This window comes from Actinomadura citrea, from assembly GCF_013409045.1.
Classification (GTDB): Bacteria; Actinomycetota; Actinomycetes; order Streptosporangiales; family Streptosporangiaceae; genus Spirillospora; species Spirillospora citrea.
In genome coordinates this window covers 7,510,958-7,531,614 of the sequence record NZ_JACCBT010000001.1, presented here as the reverse complement: position 1 = coordinate 7,531,614, position 20,657 = coordinate 7,510,958, and the positions used below count along the sequence as shown (strand labels likewise).

The window sequence follows — 20,657 nt, the reverse complement described above, 5'->3', positions numbered from 1 at the left end:
ATTGGCCGGACACGACAGGGGCGTCCGCTCGCGGACGTATCACCATGGAAGTGACCCATTTCACGAGGAGAGGAGAGGACATGGCGCGCCGAGTCGCCGTTGTGGGGGCCGGGATGGTCGGTCTGTCCACCGCATGGTTCCTGCAGGAGCACGGCGACGACGTCACCGTGTTCGACCGGCGCGACGTCGCGGCCGGCGCGTCCTGGGGCAACGCCGGGTGGCTCACCCCCGGCCTGGCGACCCCGCTGCCCGAACCGGCCGTCCTCTCCTACGGCGTGCGCGCGGTGCTCAGCCCGTCGTCGCCGGTCTACGTCCCGCCGAGCGCGAACCCGCGCCTGCTGCGGTTCCTCGCGGGGTTCGCCCGCAACAGCACCGCGGCCAGATGGCGGCGCGCGATGGAGGCGCTGGTCCCGATCAACGGCCGGGCGCTGCCGAGCTTCGACGCGCTGCTGGACGGCGGCGTCCGCGCGGAGACGAACGAGGCCGGGTCCTTCCTCGCCGCGTACCGGACGGAGGAGGAGCGGCGCGTCCTGCTGGAGGAGATCGAGCACATCCGCGCGGCCGGCCAGGAGCTGGAGTACGAGGTCCTGAGCGGCGACGAGGCGCGCCGGGTGGAGCCCGCCCTGTCCGAGGAGATCGGCGCGGCGATCCTGCTGCGCGGCCAGCGCTTCATCGACCCCGGCGTGTTCGTGCACGCCCTCGCCGACTCCGTCCGCGACCGCGGCGGCAAGATCCGCGCGGGTGCGGACGTGGCGGACGTCCGGGACGAGCCGGGCGGCGTGGCCGTCCGCACGGGCGGCAGCGAGTTCGAGACGTTCGACGCGGTGGTCCTCGCGAGCGGCGCGTGGCTCGGCGACCTCGCCCGGCGGTTCGGCGTCGGCGCGCTCGTCCAGGCGGGCCGCGGGTACAGCTTCAGCGTGCCGATGGAGCGCGTCCCGGACGGGCCGGTGTACTTCCCCGCGCAGCGGGTCGCGTGCACGCCGCTCGGAGACCGGCTCCGTGTCGCCGGGATGATGGAGTTCCGCCGTCCCGAGGCGCCGCTCGACCCGCGCCGGATCAGGGCGATCGTCGAGGCCGCCCGCCCGCTGCTGCGCGGCGCCGACCTCGGCGCCCGGCAGGACGAGTGGGTCGGGTCGCGCCCCTGCACCCGCGACGGCCTCCCGCTGATCGGCGCCACCCGGTCCCCGCGGGTCTTCGCCGCGGGCGGCCACGGCATGTGGGGCATCACCCTCGGCCCGGCCACCGGGAGCCTCCTCGCCGAGATGATCGCCACCGGGCGCCGTCCCGGCGAGCTGGACCCGTTCGACCCGCTTCGCTGACGACCTGCGGCTTCTGGGTGGTTATGGCGCTTTCGTCCGGACGGGCGGCGCCGGCACGCTACCGTCTCCGGGTGATCCGGACCCCGTGACGGAGGAACGCCGATGGACGAGCAGCGCGCGGCCGTCGTGCCGCTGACCCGGGCCCAGCGGGTCCTGGCCGGAGTCGGCGGGCTGTTCTTCGCCGGCCTCGCCGGGCTCGGCGGCTACGGGTCGTTCGCCTCCGTCCGGGACGTGGCCGAGCCCTGGTTCGGCGGCCAGGCGTGGATCGTCCCGGCGGGCGTCGACCTCGGCATCCTCGCGCTGGTGTCGGTCGCGCTGCTGCTGGAGTGGCTGGCCATGCCGATGCCGGCGCTGCGCTGGATGGCGTTCGCGTTCACCGCCGCCACCGTCTGGCTGAACGTCTCGGCCGCGCACGGCGACGCGACCGGCATGGTGATGCACGCCGCCATGCCGGTGCTGTTCATCACGTTCATCGAGGCCGTCCGGCACGCCATCCGCCGCCGTGCCGGGATCGCCGCCGGGACCGTCCGCGAAGGCATCCCCCTCGCCCGCTGGCTGCTGGCCCCGTTCTCGACGTTCCGGCTGTGGCGCCGCATGGTGCTGTGGCAGATCACCTCCTACCCGCACGCCCTGACCGCCGAGCAGCGCCGCCGCCACGCCCTGGCCCTCCTGGACGCCCACTACGGCCGCAGGTGGAGGACCAGGGCCCCCGCCGACGTCGTCTGGATGCTCACCGACGGCGTCATGCTCGACCAGGCCCTCGCCCGCGTCACCGAGTTGACCGCGCCGACGCCGGACCCCGTGGACGAGACTCCGCCCGCGAAGAAGCCCGCGTCGAGGAGACCGGCCGTGCCGGCTCCGCCCCAGAAGGGCCCGTCCCAGAAGACCTCGTCCCCGAAGGCCCCGTCCGAGAAGGCACCGCGCGGCGTCGCCACCGACAACGAGGCCCGCGCCCTCGCCATCCTCGACGCCGAGCCCGGCATCACCGGCGCCGAGCTGGCCCGCCGCCTGGACGTCAGCTCCCGCCAGGGCCAGCGCCTCCTCAGCCGCCTCAACCGGCCCGCGCCGACGCACACGTCCTGAGCCGTCACCTTTCCTCCGTTCGCTCCGTCAATGCGGTGAAGAAGGAGGAGCGATGAGCGAATACGACTGGACACTGATGTACGTCATGCACGACGCGCTGAGGAGGGAGCTGGAGCATCTCGCCAAGGTGACGGCGCGCGAGGACGACGACCCCCGCCGCCTCCTGGCCGCGGCCGCGGGCTGGGAGTTGTTCAAACTGTCACTGCACGCCCACCACACCGCCGAGGACGAGGCCCTCTGGCCGGTGGTGCGGGAGACCCTCGACGGCCGCTCCGACGACCTGGCCCTTCTGGACGCGATGGAGGCCGAGCACGCCGCGGTCGACCCCCTCATCGAGGCCATCGACACGGGCGCCGAACCCGTGGGCGAACTCGTCGACGCCCTCGCCACCGCTCTGACCGCGCACCTCGCGCACGAGGAGAAGGAGGCGCTGCCTCTGATCGACGCCACTCTGACGCTGGAGCAGTTCCAGAACTTCGGCCAGGCCCACGGACGCCGCGTCGGCCCCAACGCGCCGCGCGTGCTGCCCTGGCTCCTCGACGGGGTGGACGACGCGACGGTGACCTCCACGCTGTCCGTCCTGCCCGAGCCGGCCCGGACCGCGTTCGCCACGCAGTGGCAGCCCGCCTACACGGCATTGGAGCGCTGGCCGGCGTCCTGACCAGCGGAGAAACGGCGAGGCCGCCGCCACGGGCGAACCGTGGCGGCGGCCTCGCGCCGTTCCGCTCGTCAGAGGTTGATCATGTGCCCGGCCAGGCCGTGCACGGCCTCCTTCATGGCCTCGCCCAGGGACGGGTGGGCGTGCACGTTGCGCGCGACCTCCTTGACGGTGAGGTCCCACTGCTGGGCCAGGGTCAGCTCGGGCAGCAGCTCGGTCACCTCGGGGCCGATCATGTGCGCGCCGAGGATCTCCCCGTACTTGGCGTCGCTGATCACCTTCACGAAGCCGTCGCCCTCGCCGAGGCCGAGCGCCTTGCCGTTGGCGCTGAACGGGAACTTGGCGGTCTTGACGTCGAAGCCCTGCTCCTTCGCCTGCGCCTCCGTCCAGCCGAACGAGGCGACCTGCGGCTGGCAGTAGGTGGCGCGCGGGATCATCACGTAGTCGAGCTCCATCGTCTCGGCGTCGCCGATGGTCTCGGCCGCGACGATGCCCATGGCCTCGGCGGCGTGCGCGAGCATCAGCTTCGCGGTGACGTCGCCGATGGCGTAGATGTGGGGGACGGAGGTGCGGCAGCGGCCGTCCACGTCGATCGCGCCGCGCTCGGTCAGCGCGACGCCGGTCTTCTCCAGCCCGTAGCCCTCGACGTTCGGCTGGAACCCGATCGCCTGGAGCACCTTGTCGGCCTCCAGCACCTGCTGCGCGCCGTCCTTGCCGGTGACGGTGACCTTGACCTTCTCGCCCGAGTCGTCGATCGCGTCCACCCGGGTCGAGGTGAGGACGTCCACGCCGAGCTTGCGGTACCGCTTCGCCAGCTCCTTGGACACGTCGGCGTCCTCGTTCGGGACCATCCGGTCGAGGAACTCGACGATCGTGACCTTCACCCCGTAGTTGTGCAGCACGTAGGCGAACTCGACGCCGATCGCGCCGGCGCCCGCGATGACGATGCTGCCCGGCAGCTCGGAGCTGAGGATCTGCTCCTCGTAGGTGACGACGCGCTCCGACAGCGACGTGCCCGGCAGCAGCTTGGTGTGCGCGCCGGCCGCGATGATGCAGTTGTCGAACGTGACCGTCTCGCTCGACCCGTCCCGCCCGGCCACCTGGAGGGTGTTCGGGTCGGTGAACGTGCCGCGCCCGTCGTAGGACGTGATCTTGTTCTTCTTCATCAGGAACTGGACGCCCTTGACGAGCTTGTCCGACACCTGGCGGCTGCGCTGGTAGGCGACGCCGTAGTCGAAGGACACGCTGCCCTCGACGTTGATCCCGAACGTCTTCTGCTCCTGGGTGAAGATGTGCGCCAGCTCGGCGTTGCGCAGCAGCGCCTTCGAGGGGATGCAGCCGACGTTGAGGCACACCCCGCCCCAGTACCTCTCCTCGATGATCGCCGTCTTCAGCCCGAGCTGTGCCGACCGGATCGCGGCGACATATCCACCCGGGCCCGAGCCCAGGACCACGACGTCAAAGTGTTCGCTCATATCCAAGGACGATATTCGCCGCGACCATGTGCTCGCATCCCGGCGGGCACCGCCGGGATGCGAAGTCGCCGGCACGGATCTTCGTGGTCCTCGGCACGCCGTCCGGGGCCGCTCACGACCGGAGAGTCGCCACGGTCTTCAGGGTGCGCAGTACGGGGGCGGTCTCGATGGCGGTGATCGCGTCGATCGCCAGGCGCCGGGTCAGGTAGTGGTGCAGGTCCTCGGTGTCGGTGCACAGCGCGTGGGCCATGAGGTTGGTGCGGCCGGTGGTGGCGGCCACGACCGCCAGCTCGCGGTGGGTGGCCAGCTCGGTGGCGACGCGTTCCAGGTGCGCCGGGGCGACGGCCATCCACAGGACGCCGAGGCCGTGATGTCGACCACACCGGGGTCCAGGTCGACGTCGAAGAAGATCGCGCCCCGTGCGCGCAGGTCGTGCAGCCGCCTGGTGACGGTCGCCGCCGTCCTCGTGGTCGGCGCCGCCCTCGCGGCCGTCCCGCTCCGCGCCGGCCTCGAAAGATGACAGGGCCCCCGGAGCGCGTGTACGGCGCGGCGTTCCGGGGGAGTTTGTGGCGGTGTGCGGAACGTGTGCGGGACGTGTGCGGGGGGCGCCCGGGACGGTCCGCGGGCGACGCGCGGGGCGCCGGGTCGGATGCGGCGGTCACATCCTGTTAGGGTTTCGGCAAGGTCTCCCTCCGGTCACGATCCGTGGGAGCCCATCGACTGACAGGGCGGCGCGCAAGGGCGCGAGCCCGGTGCCGTCCCGGCCGCGGAGCCCGGCGGCGTCCCCTGGAACGGCGGTGCCACGGCGCTGGAACATCGCGCCCCGGCCCGGTCGTTGTCCCCGTTCCGAGCCGACTGGAGGAGAAGACGAGTGAGGATCCCCAAGCGCGTCAACACCGTCCTGGACTGGGTGGAACAGCACCTGCTCGCGCTCGCGGTCGTCTTCGCGCTGGTCGTGGTCGCACTGGTCGCCACGCTCGCACCGCCGGCCGTCGGCCTCCCGGTCGCCGGGTTCGTCCTGGGCGCCGCCGCCGGAGGCCTCCTCGTGCACGTCCGGATGAGCCGCCGCGTCGCCCGCGCCCGCTCCGACATCGACAACCTGCTCCGCGAGAACGGCGCGCTGCGGCACCGCAACACCGTCCTCGCCAGCGGCGTGATCACGCGGGAGGCGCAGGAGACGCAGGCGCTCGTCGCCATCCCCGAGGACGACCTGCGGGGCGCGCCGGACGACCCGCAGACCACCGCGTCCCTCGACGAGCTGCTGGACGGCGACCCGCAGACCACCAACGAGCTGCCGGACGAGCCCCGGACCACCGGTGACCCGCAGATCACCGGCGACCCCCAGACCACCGATGAGCTTCCCGGACGGGACAAGGCCCCGCGGCGCACCGCCGGCCCCCTGGACGGCGACCCGCAGCGCACCACCGTCCTGCCCGCGCTGCCGGACGACCTCCTCGGCGGCGCGGACGCCGGCGAGGAGGAGGACACCGCGCGGACTCCGCGCCGGTCCCGCAGGGCCTGACCGAGCCCGACCAGGGCCTTCTACCGCAGGGTCACCGGAACCCCAACCCGGCGTTACTTTTGCCGATCATCGGGCAGAGGCAAGCCGTGAACGACTCGACGAACGCGCGGCAGGGGGCGGATCCGGGACGCGGAGGCGAGGGCGCCGGGCCGCCGAAGGACGCGGAGCCCGGCGAGGGCACCGTCCGCAAGGCGGTGATCGCCTCGGCGATGGGCAACTGCATCGAGTGGTTCGACTTCGGCGTGTTCAGCGCCGGGGTGATGACCTCGATCATCGGCACGGTGTTCTTCCCCGAGGACGCGGGCGGCAGCGCCACGCTGCGCTCGTTCGCGCTGGTCGCGGCCGCGTTCCTCGCCCGCCCGTTCGGCGGCATGTTCTTCGGTCCGATGGGGGACAGGCTCGGCCGCAAGCGGGTGCTGGCCGCCACCATCATCCTGATGTCGGGCTCGACGTTCGTGATCGGCGTCCTGCCCGGCTACGCCACGATCGGGATCGCCGCGCCGCTGCTGCTGCTCGGCGTCCGGCTCGTCCAGGGCTTCTCGACCGGCGGCGAGTACGGCGGCGCCGCCACGATGATCGCCGAGTACGCGCCCACGAACCGGCGCGGGTTCTACGGCGCGTTCCTGGAGTTCGGCACCCTCGGCGGCTACATCATGGGCGCCGGGCTCGTCCTGCTGATCGACCTCTCGCTCAGCGAGAGCGCGATGCACGGATGGGGCTGGCGCATCCCGTTCCTGATCGCGCTGCCGCTCGGCGCCGTCGGGCTCTACGTCCGGACGCGGATCGAGGACACCCCGGCCTTCCAGCACATGGAGGCGGAGGGGAAGAAGGCCCGGTCGCCGCTCAAGGAGACCGTGGAGCACCACTGGCGCACCATCCTGAGGCTCATCGGGATCGTGATCCTGCTGAACGTCGCCGTCTACACGCTGCTGACGTTCATGCCGTCCTACCTCGTCGACTTCCTGGACATGAACGACACCTCATCGCAGCTCACCACGATCGGCGTGGAGGCGGCGATGATGGTGGTGATCCTGCCGCTCGGCGCACTGTCGGACCGGATCGGCCGCAAGCCGCTGCTGATCGCCGCCGCGGTCGGCTTCCTCGTACTGTCCTGGCCGGCGTTCGCGCTCATGCAGACGCACGACGCGGTCGGGGTCGTGGTCGGCTACGCGATCATCGGCGGGCTGCTGGTGCTGATGCTGGCGGTGATCGGCGCGACGTTCCCGGCCATGTTCCCGACCCAGGTGCGGTACGGGGCCTTCGCGATCGGCTACAACATCTCGACGTCGCTGTTCGGCGGGACGGCGGCCGTGCTCGTGGGCTCGCTGATCGACGCCACGGGTTCCAACTCCGTCCCGGCCTACTACCTGATGATCGTCGCGCTGGTCGCGCTGCTGCCGATCATCAGGACCCCGGAGACGGCCGGGGTGCCGATCGACCAGGCCGGGGACGAGAAGGCCCCGGAACCGGTGGGTTCCGGGGCGCGGCGGAGCTGAGGCCCGGGAGCCGGCACAGCGCGGGAGCGGGCGGTCAGCGGGAGCGGGCGAAGTGCCGGCGGGCCCAGCCCGCCAGCGAACCCGCGACCACCAGCGCGGCTCCGGTCTCGATCGCCAGTGCGGTCCACACTCCGGTCACTGGGGGCCTCCTCTCGGGTTCCGCCGGGCCCTTCCTGAACCGGGCCCGATCCGGTGCACGCCGGGTACAACATCGAAATGCAGTGGATCTTTCCGCGCCGGCGCCGTCCGGCGAGGTGATCTGCCCCACGGCCGCGTCGGTGAGCAGGCATGTTACGGGTGATGTTGCGCCTGGGTGCGAGTTGTGTGGCGTGAGGGCAAATCATAGGTGCTGTGAATGGCTCCTTGCGACCGTCTCATTACCGTCTGTAGCGTCACGGGTGGCCAAAGGCCGCCTCTTCCCCGCAGGACCACGACGAATCGGTGGTGTGGACGTGACGGAACAGCAGCATCAGGAGCAGCAGCAACAGGACCACCAGCTGAGCCTCGGTACCGCCGCCGCGCGGAACCTGGCGACCACGACCAAGTCCGTCCCGCAGATGCAGGGCATCACGTCGCGCTGGTTGCTGAAGCTGCTGCCCTGGGTGCAGGCGTCCGGCGGCACCTACCGGGTCAACCGGCGGCTCACCTATACGCTGGGCGACGGGCGCGTCACGTTCGTGACCACCGGCGCCGACATCCGCGTGATCCCGCGCGAGCTCGGCGAGCTGGCCCCGCTGCGCGGCTACGACGACGACCTGACCCTGGACGCCATCGCGGGACGCTTCACCCAGCAGGAGTACGCACCCGGTGAGGTCGTCGTCGAGCGGGGACGCCCCGTCGACCGCGTCGTCCTCGTCGCGCACGGCAAGCTCAGCAAGATCGGCGCCGGCGAGTTCGGCTCCGACGCCGTCCTCGGAACGCTCGCGGGCGGCGACTTCTTCGGCGAGCAGTCCCTCCTCCGGACGGAGGAGGGCGAGGAGCCGCCGACGTGGGAGCACACCGTCAAGGCGGTGACCACCTGCACGATCCTCAGCATGACCCAGGCCGACTTCCAGGCGACGCTCGGCCAGTCCTCCTCTCTCCAGGAGCACCTGGACGAGTACCGGGCGAGCCCGCGGCGCGCGCACAACGCGCACGGTGAGGCGGAGATCGATGTGGCGTCGGGGCACGACGGCGAACCCGTCCTGCCGAGCACGTTCGTCGACTACGAGGCGTCTCCCCGAGAGTACGAGCTGAGCGTCGCGCAGACCGTGCTGCGCGTCCACACCCGCGTCGCCGACCTCTACAACCAGCCGATGGACCAGATCGAGCAGCAGCTCAGGCTGACGATCGAGGCACTGCGCGAGCGGCAGGAGCACGAGATCGTCAACAACCGCGACTTCGGCCTGCTGCACAACACCGACCTGTCGCAGCGCGTCCACACCCGCTCGGGCCCGCCCACGCCCGACGACATGGACGAACTGCTCAGCCTCGTCTGGAAGGACCCGGCGTTCTTCCTCGCGCACCCGAAGGCGATCGCCGCGTTCGGCCGCGAGTGCAGCGCCCGCGGCGTCTACCCCGACAGCGTCGACGTCGGCGGCCACAAGGTGCCCGGCTGGCGCGGCGTGCCCCTCTTCCCGTGCAACAAGATCCCGGTCTCGTCGACGCTGACCAGCTCGATCCTGCTGATGCGGACCGGCGAGGCGGCGCAGGGCGTCGTCGGGCTGCACCAGGTCGGCCTGCCGGACGAGTACCAGCCGGGGCTGTCGGTCCGGTACATGGGCATCGACGACAAGGCGCTCCTCAACTACCTGGTCAGCGCGTACTACTCGGCGGCCGTCCTGGTGCCCGACGCGCTCGGCATGCTGGAGTCGGTCGAGGTCGCGCACGGCGGTGCCGGCGCGTGACGGAGGAACGGCTGGCCCTCTCCACCCGCGCGGCGAGCAACCTCGCCTCGACGACCAAGACCGTCCCGCAGACGCAGGGCACCACCCCGCGGTGGCTGCTGTCGCAGCTGCCGTGGGTGGAGGCCGGCGGCGGCTCCTACCGGGTGAACCGCAGGCTCACCTACCGGCTCGGCGACGGGCTCGTGACGTTCGTCAACGACGGCGCGGCGATCCGGGTCGTTCCGCCCGAACTGGCCGAGCTGCCCCCGCTGCGCGGCCTGTCCGACCCCGCGATCCTGGACGGTCTCGCCTCGCGGTTCGAGCAGCGCGAGTACCGGCCCGGCGAGGTGATCGCGGAGTCGGGCGGGCCCCTCGACGCGGTCCACCTGATCGCGCACGGCAAGGTCGAGGAGAGCGTCCCCGGCGCCTACGACGCCGCCGGGCGGGTCGGCGTCCGCGACGGGGGCGGGTTCTTCGGCGCCGACGCCCTGCTCGGCGAGCCGGGGGAGTGGGCGCACACGTTCCGCGCGCTCACCCCCGTGATCGTCCTGTCGCTGCCGCGGGAGGCGATCGAGGAGCTGACCGAGCGGTCCGCGGGGCTGCGCGCGCACCTGGAGGAGTACCGGGCCGCACCCGCCCCGCCGCGGACCAGGCACGGCGAGGCGGCGATCGAGGTGGCGTCCGGGCACGACGGCGAGCCCGTCCTGCCCGGCACGTTCGTCGACTACGAGGCCTCGCCCCGCGAGTACGAGCTTGCCGTCACCCAGACGATCCTGCGCGTCCACTCCCGGGTCGCCGACCTCTACAGCGAGCCGATGGACCAGGTCGAGCAGCAGCTCAGGCTGACGATCGAGGAGGTCAGGGAGCGCCAGGAGCACGAACTGGTCAACAACCCCGACTTCGGCCTGCTGCACAACGCGGACCTGCGCCAGCGCATCCAGACCCTCGGCGGCCCCCCGACCCCCGCCGACATGGACGAGCTGCTGGCGCGGCGCCGCAAGACCCGGTTCTTCCTCGCCCACCCCAAGACGATCGCGGCGATCGGCCGGGAGTGCACCCGGCGCGGCGTGTACCCGGCGCCCGTCGAGATCGAGGGACGCCGCGTGCACGCCTGGCGCGGCGTCCCGATCCTCCCGTCCGACAAGATCCCCATCTCCCCGACCGGGACCAGCTCGATCCTCGCGCTGCGCACCGGCGAGGACGACCAGGGCGTCGTCGGCCTGCACCGCACCGGGCTGGAGAACGAGGTCCGGCCGGGCCTCACGGCCCGGTTCACCGGCATCGACGACAAGGGCCTGCTGACCTACCTGGTCAGCACCTACCACTCGGCCGCCGTGCTGGTCCCCGACGCCCTCGGTGTCCTGGAGAACGTCGAGATCGCCCGCTGAGGAGAGGGGACCCCCCATGCCCGCCTGGAGAGACGACCCGGCCGTGATCGGCTGCGACCACCGGACGGGGCCGCAGCACCGCCCCCGGACGGCGGCGGAGGTGCTCACCTGGAGCCGCCGCCTGCTCGACCCCGCGCTGCGTCACGTGGTCGAGGCCATGCCGGACGCGTCGCGCTCCACCGCGGGCTTCCACTTCGGCTGGCGCGACGAGCGCGGCCGTCCTGCCGCCGGGGCGGGCGGCAAGGCGATCCGGCCCGCGCTCACGCTGCTGGCCGCGGAGGCGGTCGGCGGGACGGTCCAGGCCGCCCTGCCGGCCGCCGTGGCGGTCGAGCTCGCGCACAACTTCTCCCTCATGCACGACGACGTGATGGACGGCGACCTCACCCGCCGGCACCGCCCCACCGCGTGGGCGGTCTTCGGCGCCAACGCGGCGATCCTGTCCGGTGACGCACTCCTCGCCGCCGCCTACGAGATCCTCGCCGAGGAGCCCTCCGCGGTGGTCGCCCGCGGCGTGCGCATCCTCGCCCGGGCCGTCCTGGAACTGGTCGAGGGCCAGCGCGCCGACCTGGCCTTCGAGGAGCGCGGCGACGTCACGCTCGACGAGTGCCTGGCCATGGCGGCGGGCAAGACCGGGGCCCTGCTCGGCGCCTCGTGCGCGCTCGGTGCCGTGTACGGCGGCGGCACCGCCGGGCAGGTCTCCCGCCTGCGCGTCTTCGGCGAGCGCCTCGGCCTGGCCTTCCAGCTCGTCGACGACCTGCTCGGCATCTGGGGCGAACCGGCGGTCACCGGCAAGCCCGTCCACGCCGACCTGCGCCGCCGCAAGAAGTCGCTGCCCGTCGTCGCGGCCCTCACCTCCGGCAGCGCCGCCGGCGGCGACCTCGCCGCCCTCTACCTGCGCGACGCGCCGCTCACCGACGAGGAGGCGATCCTCGCCGCCGGCCTCGTCGACGCGGCGGGCGGCCGCGCCTGGGCCGCCGCCCACGCCGACGAACTCCTCACCGACGCGCTCGCCGACCTCGACGCCGCCGGCGCCGCCCCGTGCGCCGACGCCGAACTGCGCGCGCTCGCCCACCTGATGACCGACCGCGACCACTGACCGTCCGCCCGTACCCGGCCCCGCCGCGCGAGGGAGGCCCACTTCCTGATCGATCACATGTTCGAGTAGGGTCGAGCCGTGCAGGCTCCCGAACACGTCCCGTTCCTGTGCCCCGCCGGGCACCGGCTCGGCCCGGGCCGGGTCATCGTCGGCTGGTCGCCGTGCGTATGCCCGCCCTGCGACAGACGGGGCCGCGGGCTGCGCGGCCACCGCACCTACCTGTGCCTCGACTGCAAGGACGAGCACGTCACGACGAAGTGCTACCTGCCCCACCACGTCCCGCCCGAGGGCGCCGAGTACCGCTGGCCCTGAACGTGGTGCTGCCGGCCCTGAACCGGGGGCGCCACCAGTGGTCAGTACGGGAGGGTACGACCGGACGGGGTACGCAGGTCCAGGGCCGGGCGTTCGGCCCGGTCGTCGGCGGTGCGTTTGCCAATTCTGACGCGGACTTGACCCTTCATGGCGTTCTCCTTCCCCGGCTTTACAGGCCGTGGTACGGGAGATCTGCCCACATTCGTTCGACTTCACCGTCGCCCGCGGGTGACGGCTCGGTGCATTGGCCGGGGGAGGTGGCCGTGTCCACCGCCTGAGGCGCAGGTCAGACGGGGTCAGCCCTTGATCTGCGTCCAGGCCTGGGCCCAGCGGGAGTAATCCACGCATTTGTTGCCGCGGTCGTCCCCGCAGTCCTTCACCGGGGTTTTCCAGAACGCCAGGCGCTTGTAGAACTCCGGGTCGCCGACGTGATAGGTCGAGCAGAAGCCCTTGGCGGTGTACCTGCACGCCTTGGGGTTGGCGGGCGCCTCACCGAACCACTGCGCGACCTCCGCCTGCACCTTCGGCATGGTGATCCAGTTCATCCACTTGTACATGCAGGTCGGATGCTGGGCCTTCGAGGAGATCATCCAGGTGTCGGACCAGCCGGTCGCGCCCTCGTCCGGGATCGTCGTGGCGACCGGCGCCTTGTCCGTCATGGCCAGGTTCGCGGTCACCTGCCAGGCGGTGCCGGCGTAGTTGTAGCCGCTCTTGAACGACTGGAGCTCGTCCAGGTAGTTCGCCCAGTACTGGTTGACGTTCGGGCGCTGCTGCTTGAGCAGGTTCACCGCGGCGTCGAACTGCTCGTCGTCCAGCTCGTAGACGTCGTTGATCTTCAGATCGGGGCGGTGCGTCTTGAGGTAGAGCGCCGCGTCCGCGATGTAGATGGGGGAGTCGTAGGCGACGACGTGCCCGGCGGCGGGGGACTCCTTGTCCCACACCACGCTCCACGACGTCGGACGCTGGGTGATCTTGTCCGTCCGGTACATCAGCATGTTGGCGCCGTAGCCGTGCGGGACGCCGTACATCCGCCCGGCGGCGGAGTTGTACGGCTGGTTCTTCAGGTACTTGGCGATGTCCTCCCAACTGCTGATCAGGCCGGTGTTGACGGGCGCGACCGTCCCGCCGTAGATGAGCCGCAGGCTCGCGTCGCCGGACGCCGACACGCCGTCGTACCGCCCGGTCTTCATGAGCGCGACCATCGAGTCGGAGGTATCGGCGACCTTCGTGTACACCTTGCAGCCGGTCGCCTTCGTGAACGGCGTGACCCAGTCGACCTTCGGGTCGTTCGTGCCGTTCTCGGCGTATCCGGCCCAGGCGACGAGGTCGAGCCGGCCTTCTGGGGTGCCGAGTTCCTGCAGCACCGGGACTTCGGGCGGCGCCGCGGTCCCGCCGGAGTCGCCACTGCAGGCGCCGGTCAGCGCCGCCGCGACCAGCGCCCCCGTGGCGAGCAGGGTCCGGCGGGCGCGGGCCGGTGGGCGCACGGTCGTCGTCGCTTCTGGGGTACGAGCCATCACGCTGAGGCATCGTAGGGGTATTTTGGGCTGACCGCCGCCACAAAACGTGATGATCTGGAAACTGTCGACACATGGCGGCAGACCGTCCTAGGCTCTCCTGCGTTCCGCGTGAGCCGCTCCGCACGCAATCGATGCCAGCCGTCCGACCAGTCGATGTCAGCCGTCCGACCGAGTTGAAGGTTCAGCCGCAGTGCCAAATCGAGGCCGCACAACGGACTCGTCCGCCGGACACCGGCGGGCTCCCAAGGCCGCCCGTTTCCGGTCCATCCGCTTCAAGGTCGTCCTGATGGTCACCGTCTCGGTGGTCTCCCTGGGCGTGCTGTGGGCGTTCGCCGCGAGCATCGCGCTCGGCGAAGGGCTCAACCTCCGCCATGTCAAGACCGTCCAGGACCACTACGGCTACCCGTCGGGCGCGCTCGGCAGCGCGCTGCAGGCCGAGCGGCGGCTGTCGATGGTGTACCTCGGCGGTCGCGCGGAGGGCGACCGCGCCGCCATGGAGTCCGGCCGCCTGGTCACCGACCGGCAGGCCGACCTGTTCCGCCGGCTCGCCGGGTCCGAGTCCGTCCAGAACGCCGCCCCCAAGGACGCCCGGGGCATCGCCGGCAAGATCCTCACCGAGCTGGACGGTCTGGCGGACCGGCGCCGCGCCATCGACGCCGGCCGCCTGGACCGGGCCCGCGCGTTCGCCGACTACACGTCCCTGCTCGGCGACGTCGGCGCGCTGCAGGGCTCGCTCGCCACGCTGGACAACTCCGAGGTCGCCAAGGACGCCCGCAACGAGGCGTCGCTGACCCGGGCCCGCGAGGTCCTCGCGCAGGAGGACGCGCTGCTGGCGGGCGCGCTCGCCGCCGGCAGGATCACGCCCGGCGAGCACGCCCAGTACGTCAAGCTCGTCGGCACGCAGCGCACCCTGTACACCTACACGGCGGCCGAGCTGCGCTCGCCCGACCAGTCCTACTACGAGCGCATCGTCGGCATGCCCGAGTACGGCCGGCTCCGCACGCTGGAAGACCGCTTCGTCGCCTCGCCGCGGCTGGTCAACGCCACCGGCGCCGCCGGCGCGTTGTGGAAGACCACCGCCGACTCCAACCTCACCCGGCTCCGCGGCCTCGAACTGTCGGTGTCGGCGGGCGCCGAGAAGCGCGCCCAGCCGATCTCCGAGGGCATCATCACCCGCGTCGTCCTCGCGGGCGCGCTCGGGCTGGTCGCGGTCGTCGCCACCCTCGTCCTGGCGATCTGGGTCGCCCGGTCCGTCATCCGCGAGTTGCGCCGGCTGCGCCGCGAGGCGATCGACCTGGCCGACGTCCGGCTGCCCGGCGTGATCCGCCGGCTGCGCCGCGGCGAGGAGGTCGACGTGGCCGCCGAGGCGCCGCCGCTGTCGTTCGGGACGCGCGAGATCGACCAGGTCGGCGAGGCGTTCAACGCCGCCCGCCGCACCGCGATCCAGAGCGCCGTCGAGGAGGCGACGCTGCGCCACAACGTCAGCGACGTGTTCGTCAACCTCGCCCGCCGCAGCCAGACGCTGCTGCACCGCCAGCTCAAGCTGCTGGACTCGATGGAGCGGCGCATCGAGACCCCCGACGACCTGGAGGACCTGTTCCGGGTCGACCACCTCGCCACCCGCATGCGCCGGCACGCCGAGGGCCTGATCATCCTGTCCGGGCAGGCGCCCGGCCGCGGCTGGCGCAGCCCCGTCGCGATCGTGGACGTCGCCCGCGCCGCCGCGTCCGAGGTCGAGGACTACACCCGCGTCAACGTCGCCCCGATGACCCGCGCCGCGATCGTCGGCCCGGCCGTCGCCGACGTCATCCACCTGCTCGCCGAGCTGATCGAGAACGCCGCGACGTTCTCGCCGCCGCACACGACCGTCCAGGTGCAGGGGCAGGCCGTCTCGCACGGCTTCACGCTGGAGGTCGAGGACCGCGGCCTCAGCATGGACGAGCCCAGCCTCGCCGCCGCCAACGAGCGGCTCGCCACCGCCGCCGAGTTCGACCTGTCCGACAGCGCGCAGCTCGGACTGTTCGTCGTCGGCCGGCTGGCCCGCCGGCACGGCATCAAGGTCACCCTGCGGACGTCCCCCTACGGCGGCATGACCGCGATCGTGCTGCTGCCCGAGGAGCTCGTCGTCCCCGACGAGGGCGAACCGGTGCGTAACGCGCCCGCCCTCACCACCCGCCGCGCCGAGGACGCGCTCGTCCCCGTCGGCACCGTCGTGAACGGCGCCAGCGTCCGCAGCGGCCCGCAGCCGGTGCTGGACGAGGGCGGGTCCGTGCTGCACCTGCCGTCCGGACGGCACGCGGCGCAGTCTCCGGCGCCGCCCTCCCCGCAGCAGGAGCCGCTCGCCCCGCCCGCGCAGCCCGTCCGCCCGTTCATCCCCCCGGCCGCCGCCATGCCTGCGTCCGGGGAGCCGGACGCGCTGACCGGGCCCATCCCGGTGTTCGAGGAGCCGATCCAGGGCCAGTCGCCGGCACACCGGCCGGCCCCGTCCCCGTGGGGCGACCCGCCGCCCGAGCCCGAGCCCGCGTCCTCGCCGCCGCCCCCGCCGGGCGTGCCGCGCTCGCCCCGCGAGGTGCGGCGCCGTCCCCCGGGCAAGTCGTCCGGCGGCGACCGTCCCTCGCTGCCGAAGCGGGTCCGGCAGGAGAACATGGCCTCCCAGTTGCGGGAGGAGCACTCCGCCCCGGCCGGTCCCGCGCCCGCCGCCCGTGCCGACCGGTCGCCCGAGCAGCTGAGGTCGATGATGTCGTCCATCCAGAGGGGCACTCGGCGCGGACGCGCCGAGTCCCTCGATACCGAGGAATCGTGACGGACCATGACCGGTCCTGGCAGCGAATGGCTCGATGACGAGGCCGGCCCGATCGTGCGGTCGTACGCGCTCACCCGCGGGCGCGCCAGGCCCGCGACCGGCGAGGCCTTCGACATGATCACGATAGTCTCGACCGCGGCGCGGCCGCGGTCGGGCTCGCCCGGCATCGGTCCCGAGCACCTCGACATCCTGGAGATGTGCCTGCAACCGCAGCCGGTGGCCGAGGTCGCGGCGCGGATGCGGCTGCCGCTCGTCGTCGTGCGGGTGCTGCTCGGCGACCTGCTCCACCACCGGCTCATCACCGCCACCCGTCCCCAACAGGAGAGCGCGCTCTCCAAGGAACGTCTGCTGAGGGAAGTGCTCCATGGTCTCCAAGCCCTCTGAGAACGCCGGTGCGGCCGCCGGAGGGAGCGCGGGGCCGTCCCCCCGGGAGGGGGTCGGCCCGGCGACGCCGGTGGCGGTGAAGATCCTCGTCGCCGGGGGCTTCGGCGTCGGCAAGACCACGCTCGTCGGCTCCGTCAGCGAGATCCGCCCCCTGCAGACCGAGGAACTGCTCACCGACCGGGGCGTCGGCGTCGACGACACCGAGGGCGTCGAGCAGAAGACCACCACCACGGTCGCGATGGACTTCGGCCGCATCACGATCCGCGAAGGCCTCGTGCTCTACCTGTTCGGCACGCCCGGCCAGGACCGGTTCTGGTTCATGTGGGACGAGCTGTCCTTCGGGGCGCTCGGTGCCGTCGTGCTCGCCGACACCCGCCGCCTCTCGGACAGCTTCCCCGCCGTCGACTACTTCGAGAACCGGGGCCTGCCGTTCGTCATCGCCGTGAACCGCTTCGACGACGGCTACGACTACACGCCCTCGGAGATCCGGGAGGCGCTCGACCTCAGCGAGGGGACCCCGGTCGTGATGTGCGACGTCCGGGAGCGGACGTCCGGCAAGGACGTGCTGACGACGCTGGTCAGGTATCTGCTGTCGGTGCACGAGGAGGCGACGCGGGCGGACGCCTCCGCGCTGTAGGCTGCCGGTCGAGATGAAGTCGAGATGAACCGGACACGCGCGCGGCTCTCGGACGGCCGCGAGATCGTCTACTACGACGAGGCCCCCGGCCGGGCGCCCGTCGCCGACCCGCGCGGCCTGCCGCCGGTCGAGCCGGTCTGCGAGGTCCGCCGCGACCCGCTGACCGGCGACCACGTCACGATCACCGGGCACCGCAACACGCGGACGTTCCTGCCGCCCGCCGACCAGTGCCCGCTGTGCCCCGGCGGCCCGGCCTCGGAGATCCCGGACCCGTCCTACGACGTCGCCGTGTTCGAGAACCGCTTCCCCTCCTTCGACGTCCGCACCCCGCCGGTACCGCTCTCGATCGACGGTGTGGAACGGTCCCGCGGCGCCGGGCGCTGCGAGGTCGTCTGCTTCACCGACGACCACTCCACCTCGATGGCGCTGCTGCCCGTCTCCCGCGTCCGGACGGTCGTCGACGCGTGGGCCGACCGCACCGCCGAACTGTCGGCCGTCCCCGGCGTCGCGCAGGTCTTCGCGTTCGAGAACCGCGGCGTCGAGATCGGCGTGACCCTGCACCACCCGCACGGCCAGATCTACGCCTACCCGTTCCTCACCCCCCGCACCGAGCGGATGCTGGCGTCGGCCGCCGCGAACCCGGACCTGTTCGGCGACGTCCTGAAGGCCGAGCGCGCCGGCAGCCGCGTCGTGCTGTCCGGCGAGCACTGGACGGCCTACGTCCCCGCGGCCGCCCGCTGGCCGGTGGAGGTGCACCTGATGCCGCATCGCCACGTCCCCGACATGGCCGCTCTCGACGCAGGGGAGCGCGACGAGCTCGCCGTCCTCTACCGTGACCTCCTGCGCCGCTGCGACGCCCTCTACGGCGCCCCGCTGCCCTACGTCGCGGGCTGGCACCAGGCGCCGGTCGGCGAGGGCCGCGACCTGCTCCGCCTGCACCTGGAGCTCTTCTCGGTCCGGCGCGCCGCCGACAAGATCAAGTACCTGGCCGGCTCGGAGTCGGGCATGGCCGCCTGGATCAACGACGTCCCGCCGGAGGACGTCGCCGCGCGCCTGCGCGGCGACCGCGGTTGACTCGGGCTTGACCCGACCGATTTCGCGACTGTCCAGAACGATCTCCGCCGCGTGGCCTACGCTCCGACGCATGCCGGAAAGCGTGCTGGCGGACCCGTTGGCGCGAGGGTCCTTCGACGGCGTCGCCGCCACCGCCGAGCGTCCGTCGCTGGCGTTCACCTCCCGGGTCGGGCAGGGCGTGAACACCGGCCAGGCGTGGGACCTGGCGGCCGGCGCGCCGCTCGGCCCGCCGATCCCCGACTTCCCCGCCGATCGTGCCGACTGGGCGTTCGGCCTCCTCGCCGGGTCGCCGACCGTCGCCTGGACGCACCGCGACCGCCTCCACGTCCACGATCTCGGCACGGGCCGCGAACTCGCCCTGGACGCCCACCCGGACCTGCTCGGCCTCACCGTCCACCACGGCCGCGGCGCGGTCGTCGCCGTCTTCGGTCCCGCGAACGACGCCGAGGTCGCCGTGTGGGACGCCCTCACGGGCGACCGCCTCGCCGACTTCCGCCTCTGGCTCGGCCACCACAGCGCCCTCGGCCGCAGGCTCCTGCACGCGACGCCCGCGACGGGCGCCCTCACCGCCCTCACCGGCCTGACCGGCCTGACCGGCGACTCCACGGTCAGGCTCCTGGATCTCGAACGCGGCGAGGAGATCGCCGCAGCCCCCTCCGGCGCCGCGACCCTCACCCCGTCCCCGGACGGCCTCGTCCTCCTCTCTCCGACCCCGGAGGGCCTGGGCGTGCAGGGCCTGGACGGCGACCGCCTCGCGACCCTGTCCACACCGGCCCCCTGCGACCAGGTGGCCGGCGGCCTGGTCGACGGTCACCTCCTGGTGGCCGCCGCCCTCCGGGACGCTCCCGACACCCTCGTCGCCTGGAACGCCGCCGTCCCGACCCCGTCCCACCGCATCAAGCTGCCGACCCCGGCCAACGACCTGGCCCTGGCCCCCGACGGCACCCTCCTGGCCGCCACGGACACCGCCCTCTACACCGCCCGCCTGTGCACGTGAAAGGGCCGGGTGGTGACCCGGCCCTGATGTCGAGTGAAGAGAAGGACCGCCGGCGCCCAGGGGGCGCCGGCGGCGGGGGTCAGCGGTTCGCGAACTTGTACTGGATGGCCGCTTCCTTCGGGGTGAGGGGGCGGTCGAGGAACATCAGGCCGTCCATGCGGCAGTTGCAGGGGTTCTTCTCCGCGGTGTTCTGCGGGTAGCTCCCGCCGATCTTGATGCCGCGGGGGTCCGTGGCGGACGTGACGTCGGGCTCGGGGGCGCCTTCGAGGCCCCACGGGTCCCCGGCCGTGGTGTAGAAGCCGTCCAGCGGCCTGCCGTCCTTGTAGAGCGCCATCGCACCGGTGTCGTAGTCGAACGTCGCTGCGAGGTGCACCCAGGTGTTCTGGGGGAGGATGCTCTGCCAGTCCTCGCTCGCCGCGAACGTCTGGGACTTCGAACCGTCCACGCGGCGGCCCAGCGCGACGACGTGCAGGGTGCCGGAGACCTCGATGATCTCCAGCAGGGCGCGCACGGCGTGGCCGTCGGAGTCCCCGGTGAGCAGGCCGGACAGGCCGATCGCGTTGTAGACGTCGCTCGGGTTGGACGTCTCGGTGTTGGGGCTCGGGTTCGTGCCGGTCATCTTGATCCAGCCCGCGAGGGTCGCGCCCTTGGCGGAGCTGAACGCGTGCAGGGACGGGACGCCGGGCGCGGAGTAGACCCCCGCCTTCCAGTCGTCGTTGCCCTTCGCGGACGGGGCGACCTGCCCGAGCTGGACGGCGTGCCGCCGCGCGCCGTCCCGGACCCGCATGGCCGCGCCGCCGTTGATCAGGTTGATCGTGGTTCCGGAGCGTCCGCGGTCGGCCTCGCGGGACGGGTCGCCCGGGACGGGGTGCTCGAAGTCGTAGTAGGAGATGAGGTTCTTCTTCAGGGGCGGGAAGACGCCGCCGGTCGAGGCGTGGGCCGGGGCTGCGGCGACGCAGAGAGAGGCGCCCAGCAGCGCGGTGGTGAGTGCGGCGGTGCCGCGGCGAATCATCATGTCGACTCCTTGAGGC

The 20,657-nt window shown here is 72.5% G+C and carries 19 protein-coding genes; 15 read left to right on the top strand and 4 right to left on the bottom strand.

Annotation, left to right across the window (positions count from 1 at the left end; genetic code table 11):
- The first annotated feature begins 80 nt into the window (after window positions 1-80).
- From BJ999_RS34395 to BJ999_RS34385, 3 genes are all read left to right on the top strand, one after another.
- Complete coding sequence (locus BJ999_RS34395) at window positions 81-1,319, top strand: NAD(P)/FAD-dependent oxidoreductase (protein ID WP_179837120.1); 1,239 nt, start codon at window positions 81-83, stop codon at window positions 1,317-1,319.
- A 102-nt stretch (window positions 1,320-1,421) separates the two neighbouring features.
- Window positions 1,422-2,402, top strand: a complete 981-nt coding sequence (locus BJ999_RS34390; protein WP_179837119.1) for a DUF2637 domain-containing protein — start codon at window positions 1,422-1,424, stop codon at window positions 2,400-2,402.
- Window positions 2,403-2,454: 52 nt separating this feature from the next.
- Window positions 2,455-3,063, top strand: coding sequence for a hemerythrin domain-containing protein (locus BJ999_RS34385; protein ID WP_179837118.1), 609 nt, complete (start codon window positions 2,455-2,457; stop codon window positions 3,061-3,063).
- 68 nt (window positions 3,064-3,131) lie between these two features.
- On the opposite strand, the gene lpdA is transcribed toward BJ999_RS34385, so the two are convergent.
- Window positions 3,132-4,535 (bottom strand): dihydrolipoyl dehydrogenase, encoded by a 1,404-nt coding sequence (gene lpdA / locus BJ999_RS34380; RefSeq protein WP_179837117.1) that lies wholly within the window; start codon window positions 4,533-4,535, stop codon window positions 3,132-3,134.
- 112 nt (window positions 4,536-4,647) lie between these two features.
- Window positions 4,648-4,884, bottom strand: a complete 237-nt coding sequence (locus BJ999_RS41550) for an Lrp/AsnC ligand binding domain-containing protein (protein ID WP_218935373.1) — start codon at window positions 4,882-4,884, stop codon at window positions 4,648-4,650.
- Window positions 4,885-4,905: 21 nt separating this feature from the next.
- Here BJ999_RS41550 and BJ999_RS41545 point away from each other — a divergent pair, with 21 nt between their 5' ends.
- The 7 genes from BJ999_RS41545 (at window position 4,906) to BJ999_RS34345 (ending at window position 12,214) form a co-directional block, all read left to right on the top strand.
- Window positions 4,906-5,055 (top strand): hypothetical protein, encoded by a 150-nt coding sequence (locus tag BJ999_RS41545; RefSeq protein WP_218935372.1) that lies wholly within the window; start codon window positions 4,906-4,908, stop codon window positions 5,053-5,055.
- A gap of 351 nt (window positions 5,056-5,406) precedes the next feature.
- Complete coding sequence (locus tag BJ999_RS34370; protein ID WP_179837116.1) at window positions 5,407-6,057, top strand: hypothetical protein; 651 nt, start codon at window positions 5,407-5,409, stop codon at window positions 6,055-6,057.
- An 86-nt stretch (window positions 6,058-6,143) separates the two neighbouring features.
- Entirely contained in the window at window positions 6,144-7,553 is a 1,410-nt protein-coding gene (locus BJ999_RS34365; protein WP_229809962.1) for an MFS transporter, read from the top strand.
- 452 nt (window positions 7,554-8,005) lie between these two features.
- Window positions 8,006-9,439, top strand: coding sequence for a family 2B encapsulin nanocompartment shell protein (locus BJ999_RS34360; protein ID WP_229809961.1), 1,434 nt, complete (start codon window positions 8,006-8,008; stop codon window positions 9,437-9,439).
- Complete coding sequence (locus BJ999_RS34355) at window positions 9,436-10,806, top strand: family 2B encapsulin nanocompartment shell protein (protein WP_179837115.1); 1,371 nt, start codon at window positions 9,436-9,438, stop codon at window positions 10,804-10,806. Before BJ999_RS34360 ends, BJ999_RS34355 begins: the two co-directional genes overlap by 4 nt.
- Before the next feature lie 16 nt (window positions 10,807-10,822).
- On the top strand, window positions 10,823-11,902 hold the full coding sequence (locus BJ999_RS34350; RefSeq protein ID WP_179837114.1) for a family 2 encapsulin nanocompartment cargo protein polyprenyl transferase: 1,080 nt from the start codon (window positions 10,823-10,825) through the stop codon (window positions 11,900-11,902).
- 78 nt (window positions 11,903-11,980) lie between these two features.
- Window positions 11,981-12,214 carry a hypothetical protein gene (locus BJ999_RS34345; protein ID WP_179837113.1) on the top strand — a complete coding sequence of 78 codons (234 nt, stop codon included), beginning with the start codon at window positions 11,981-11,983 and terminating at the stop codon, window positions 12,212-12,214.
- Window positions 12,215-12,510: 296 nt separating this feature from the next.
- Here the strand turns inward: BJ999_RS34345 and BJ999_RS34340 are convergent, their stop codons facing one another.
- Window positions 12,511-13,728: an ABC transporter substrate-binding protein gene (locus tag BJ999_RS34340; protein ID WP_179839004.1), complete on the bottom strand. Its 1,218-nt coding sequence runs from the start codon at window positions 13,726-13,728 to the stop codon at window positions 12,511-12,513.
- A 289-nt stretch (window positions 13,729-14,017) separates the two neighbouring features.
- Here BJ999_RS34340 and BJ999_RS34335 point away from each other — a divergent pair, with 289 nt between their 5' ends.
- From BJ999_RS34335 to BJ999_RS43270, 5 genes are all read left to right on the top strand, one after another.
- Window positions 14,018-16,534 (top strand): sensor histidine kinase, encoded by a 2,517-nt coding sequence (locus tag BJ999_RS34335; protein WP_179837112.1) that lies wholly within the window; start codon window positions 14,018-14,020, stop codon window positions 16,532-16,534.
- A 6-nt stretch (window positions 16,535-16,540) separates the two neighbouring features.
- Window positions 16,541-16,918, top strand: a complete 378-nt coding sequence (locus BJ999_RS34330) for a DUF742 domain-containing protein (protein ID WP_179837111.1) — start codon at window positions 16,541-16,543, stop codon at window positions 16,916-16,918.
- Window positions 16,899-17,555: a GTP-binding protein gene (locus BJ999_RS34325; RefSeq protein ID WP_179837110.1), complete on the top strand. Its 657-nt coding sequence runs from the start codon at window positions 16,899-16,901 to the stop codon at window positions 17,553-17,555. The genes BJ999_RS34330 and BJ999_RS34325 overlap by 20 nt, the downstream gene beginning before the upstream one ends.
- A 24-nt stretch (window positions 17,556-17,579) precedes the next feature.
- Window positions 17,580-18,629, top strand: a complete 1,050-nt coding sequence (galT, locus tag BJ999_RS34320; RefSeq protein ID WP_179837109.1) for a galactose-1-phosphate uridylyltransferase — start codon at window positions 17,580-17,582, stop codon at window positions 18,627-18,629.
- 70 nt (window positions 18,630-18,699) lie between these two features.
- Entirely contained in the window at window positions 18,700-19,626 is a 927-nt protein-coding gene (locus BJ999_RS43270) for a WD40 repeat domain-containing protein (protein ID WP_179837108.1), read from the top strand.
- A gap of 79 nt (window positions 19,627-19,705) precedes the next feature.
- On the opposite strand, the gene BJ999_RS34310 is transcribed toward BJ999_RS43270, so the two are convergent.
- Entirely contained in the window at window positions 19,706-20,641 is a 936-nt protein-coding gene (locus tag BJ999_RS34310; protein WP_179837107.1) for a LamG domain-containing protein, read from the bottom strand.
- Window positions 20,642-20,657 lie beyond the last annotated feature (16 nt).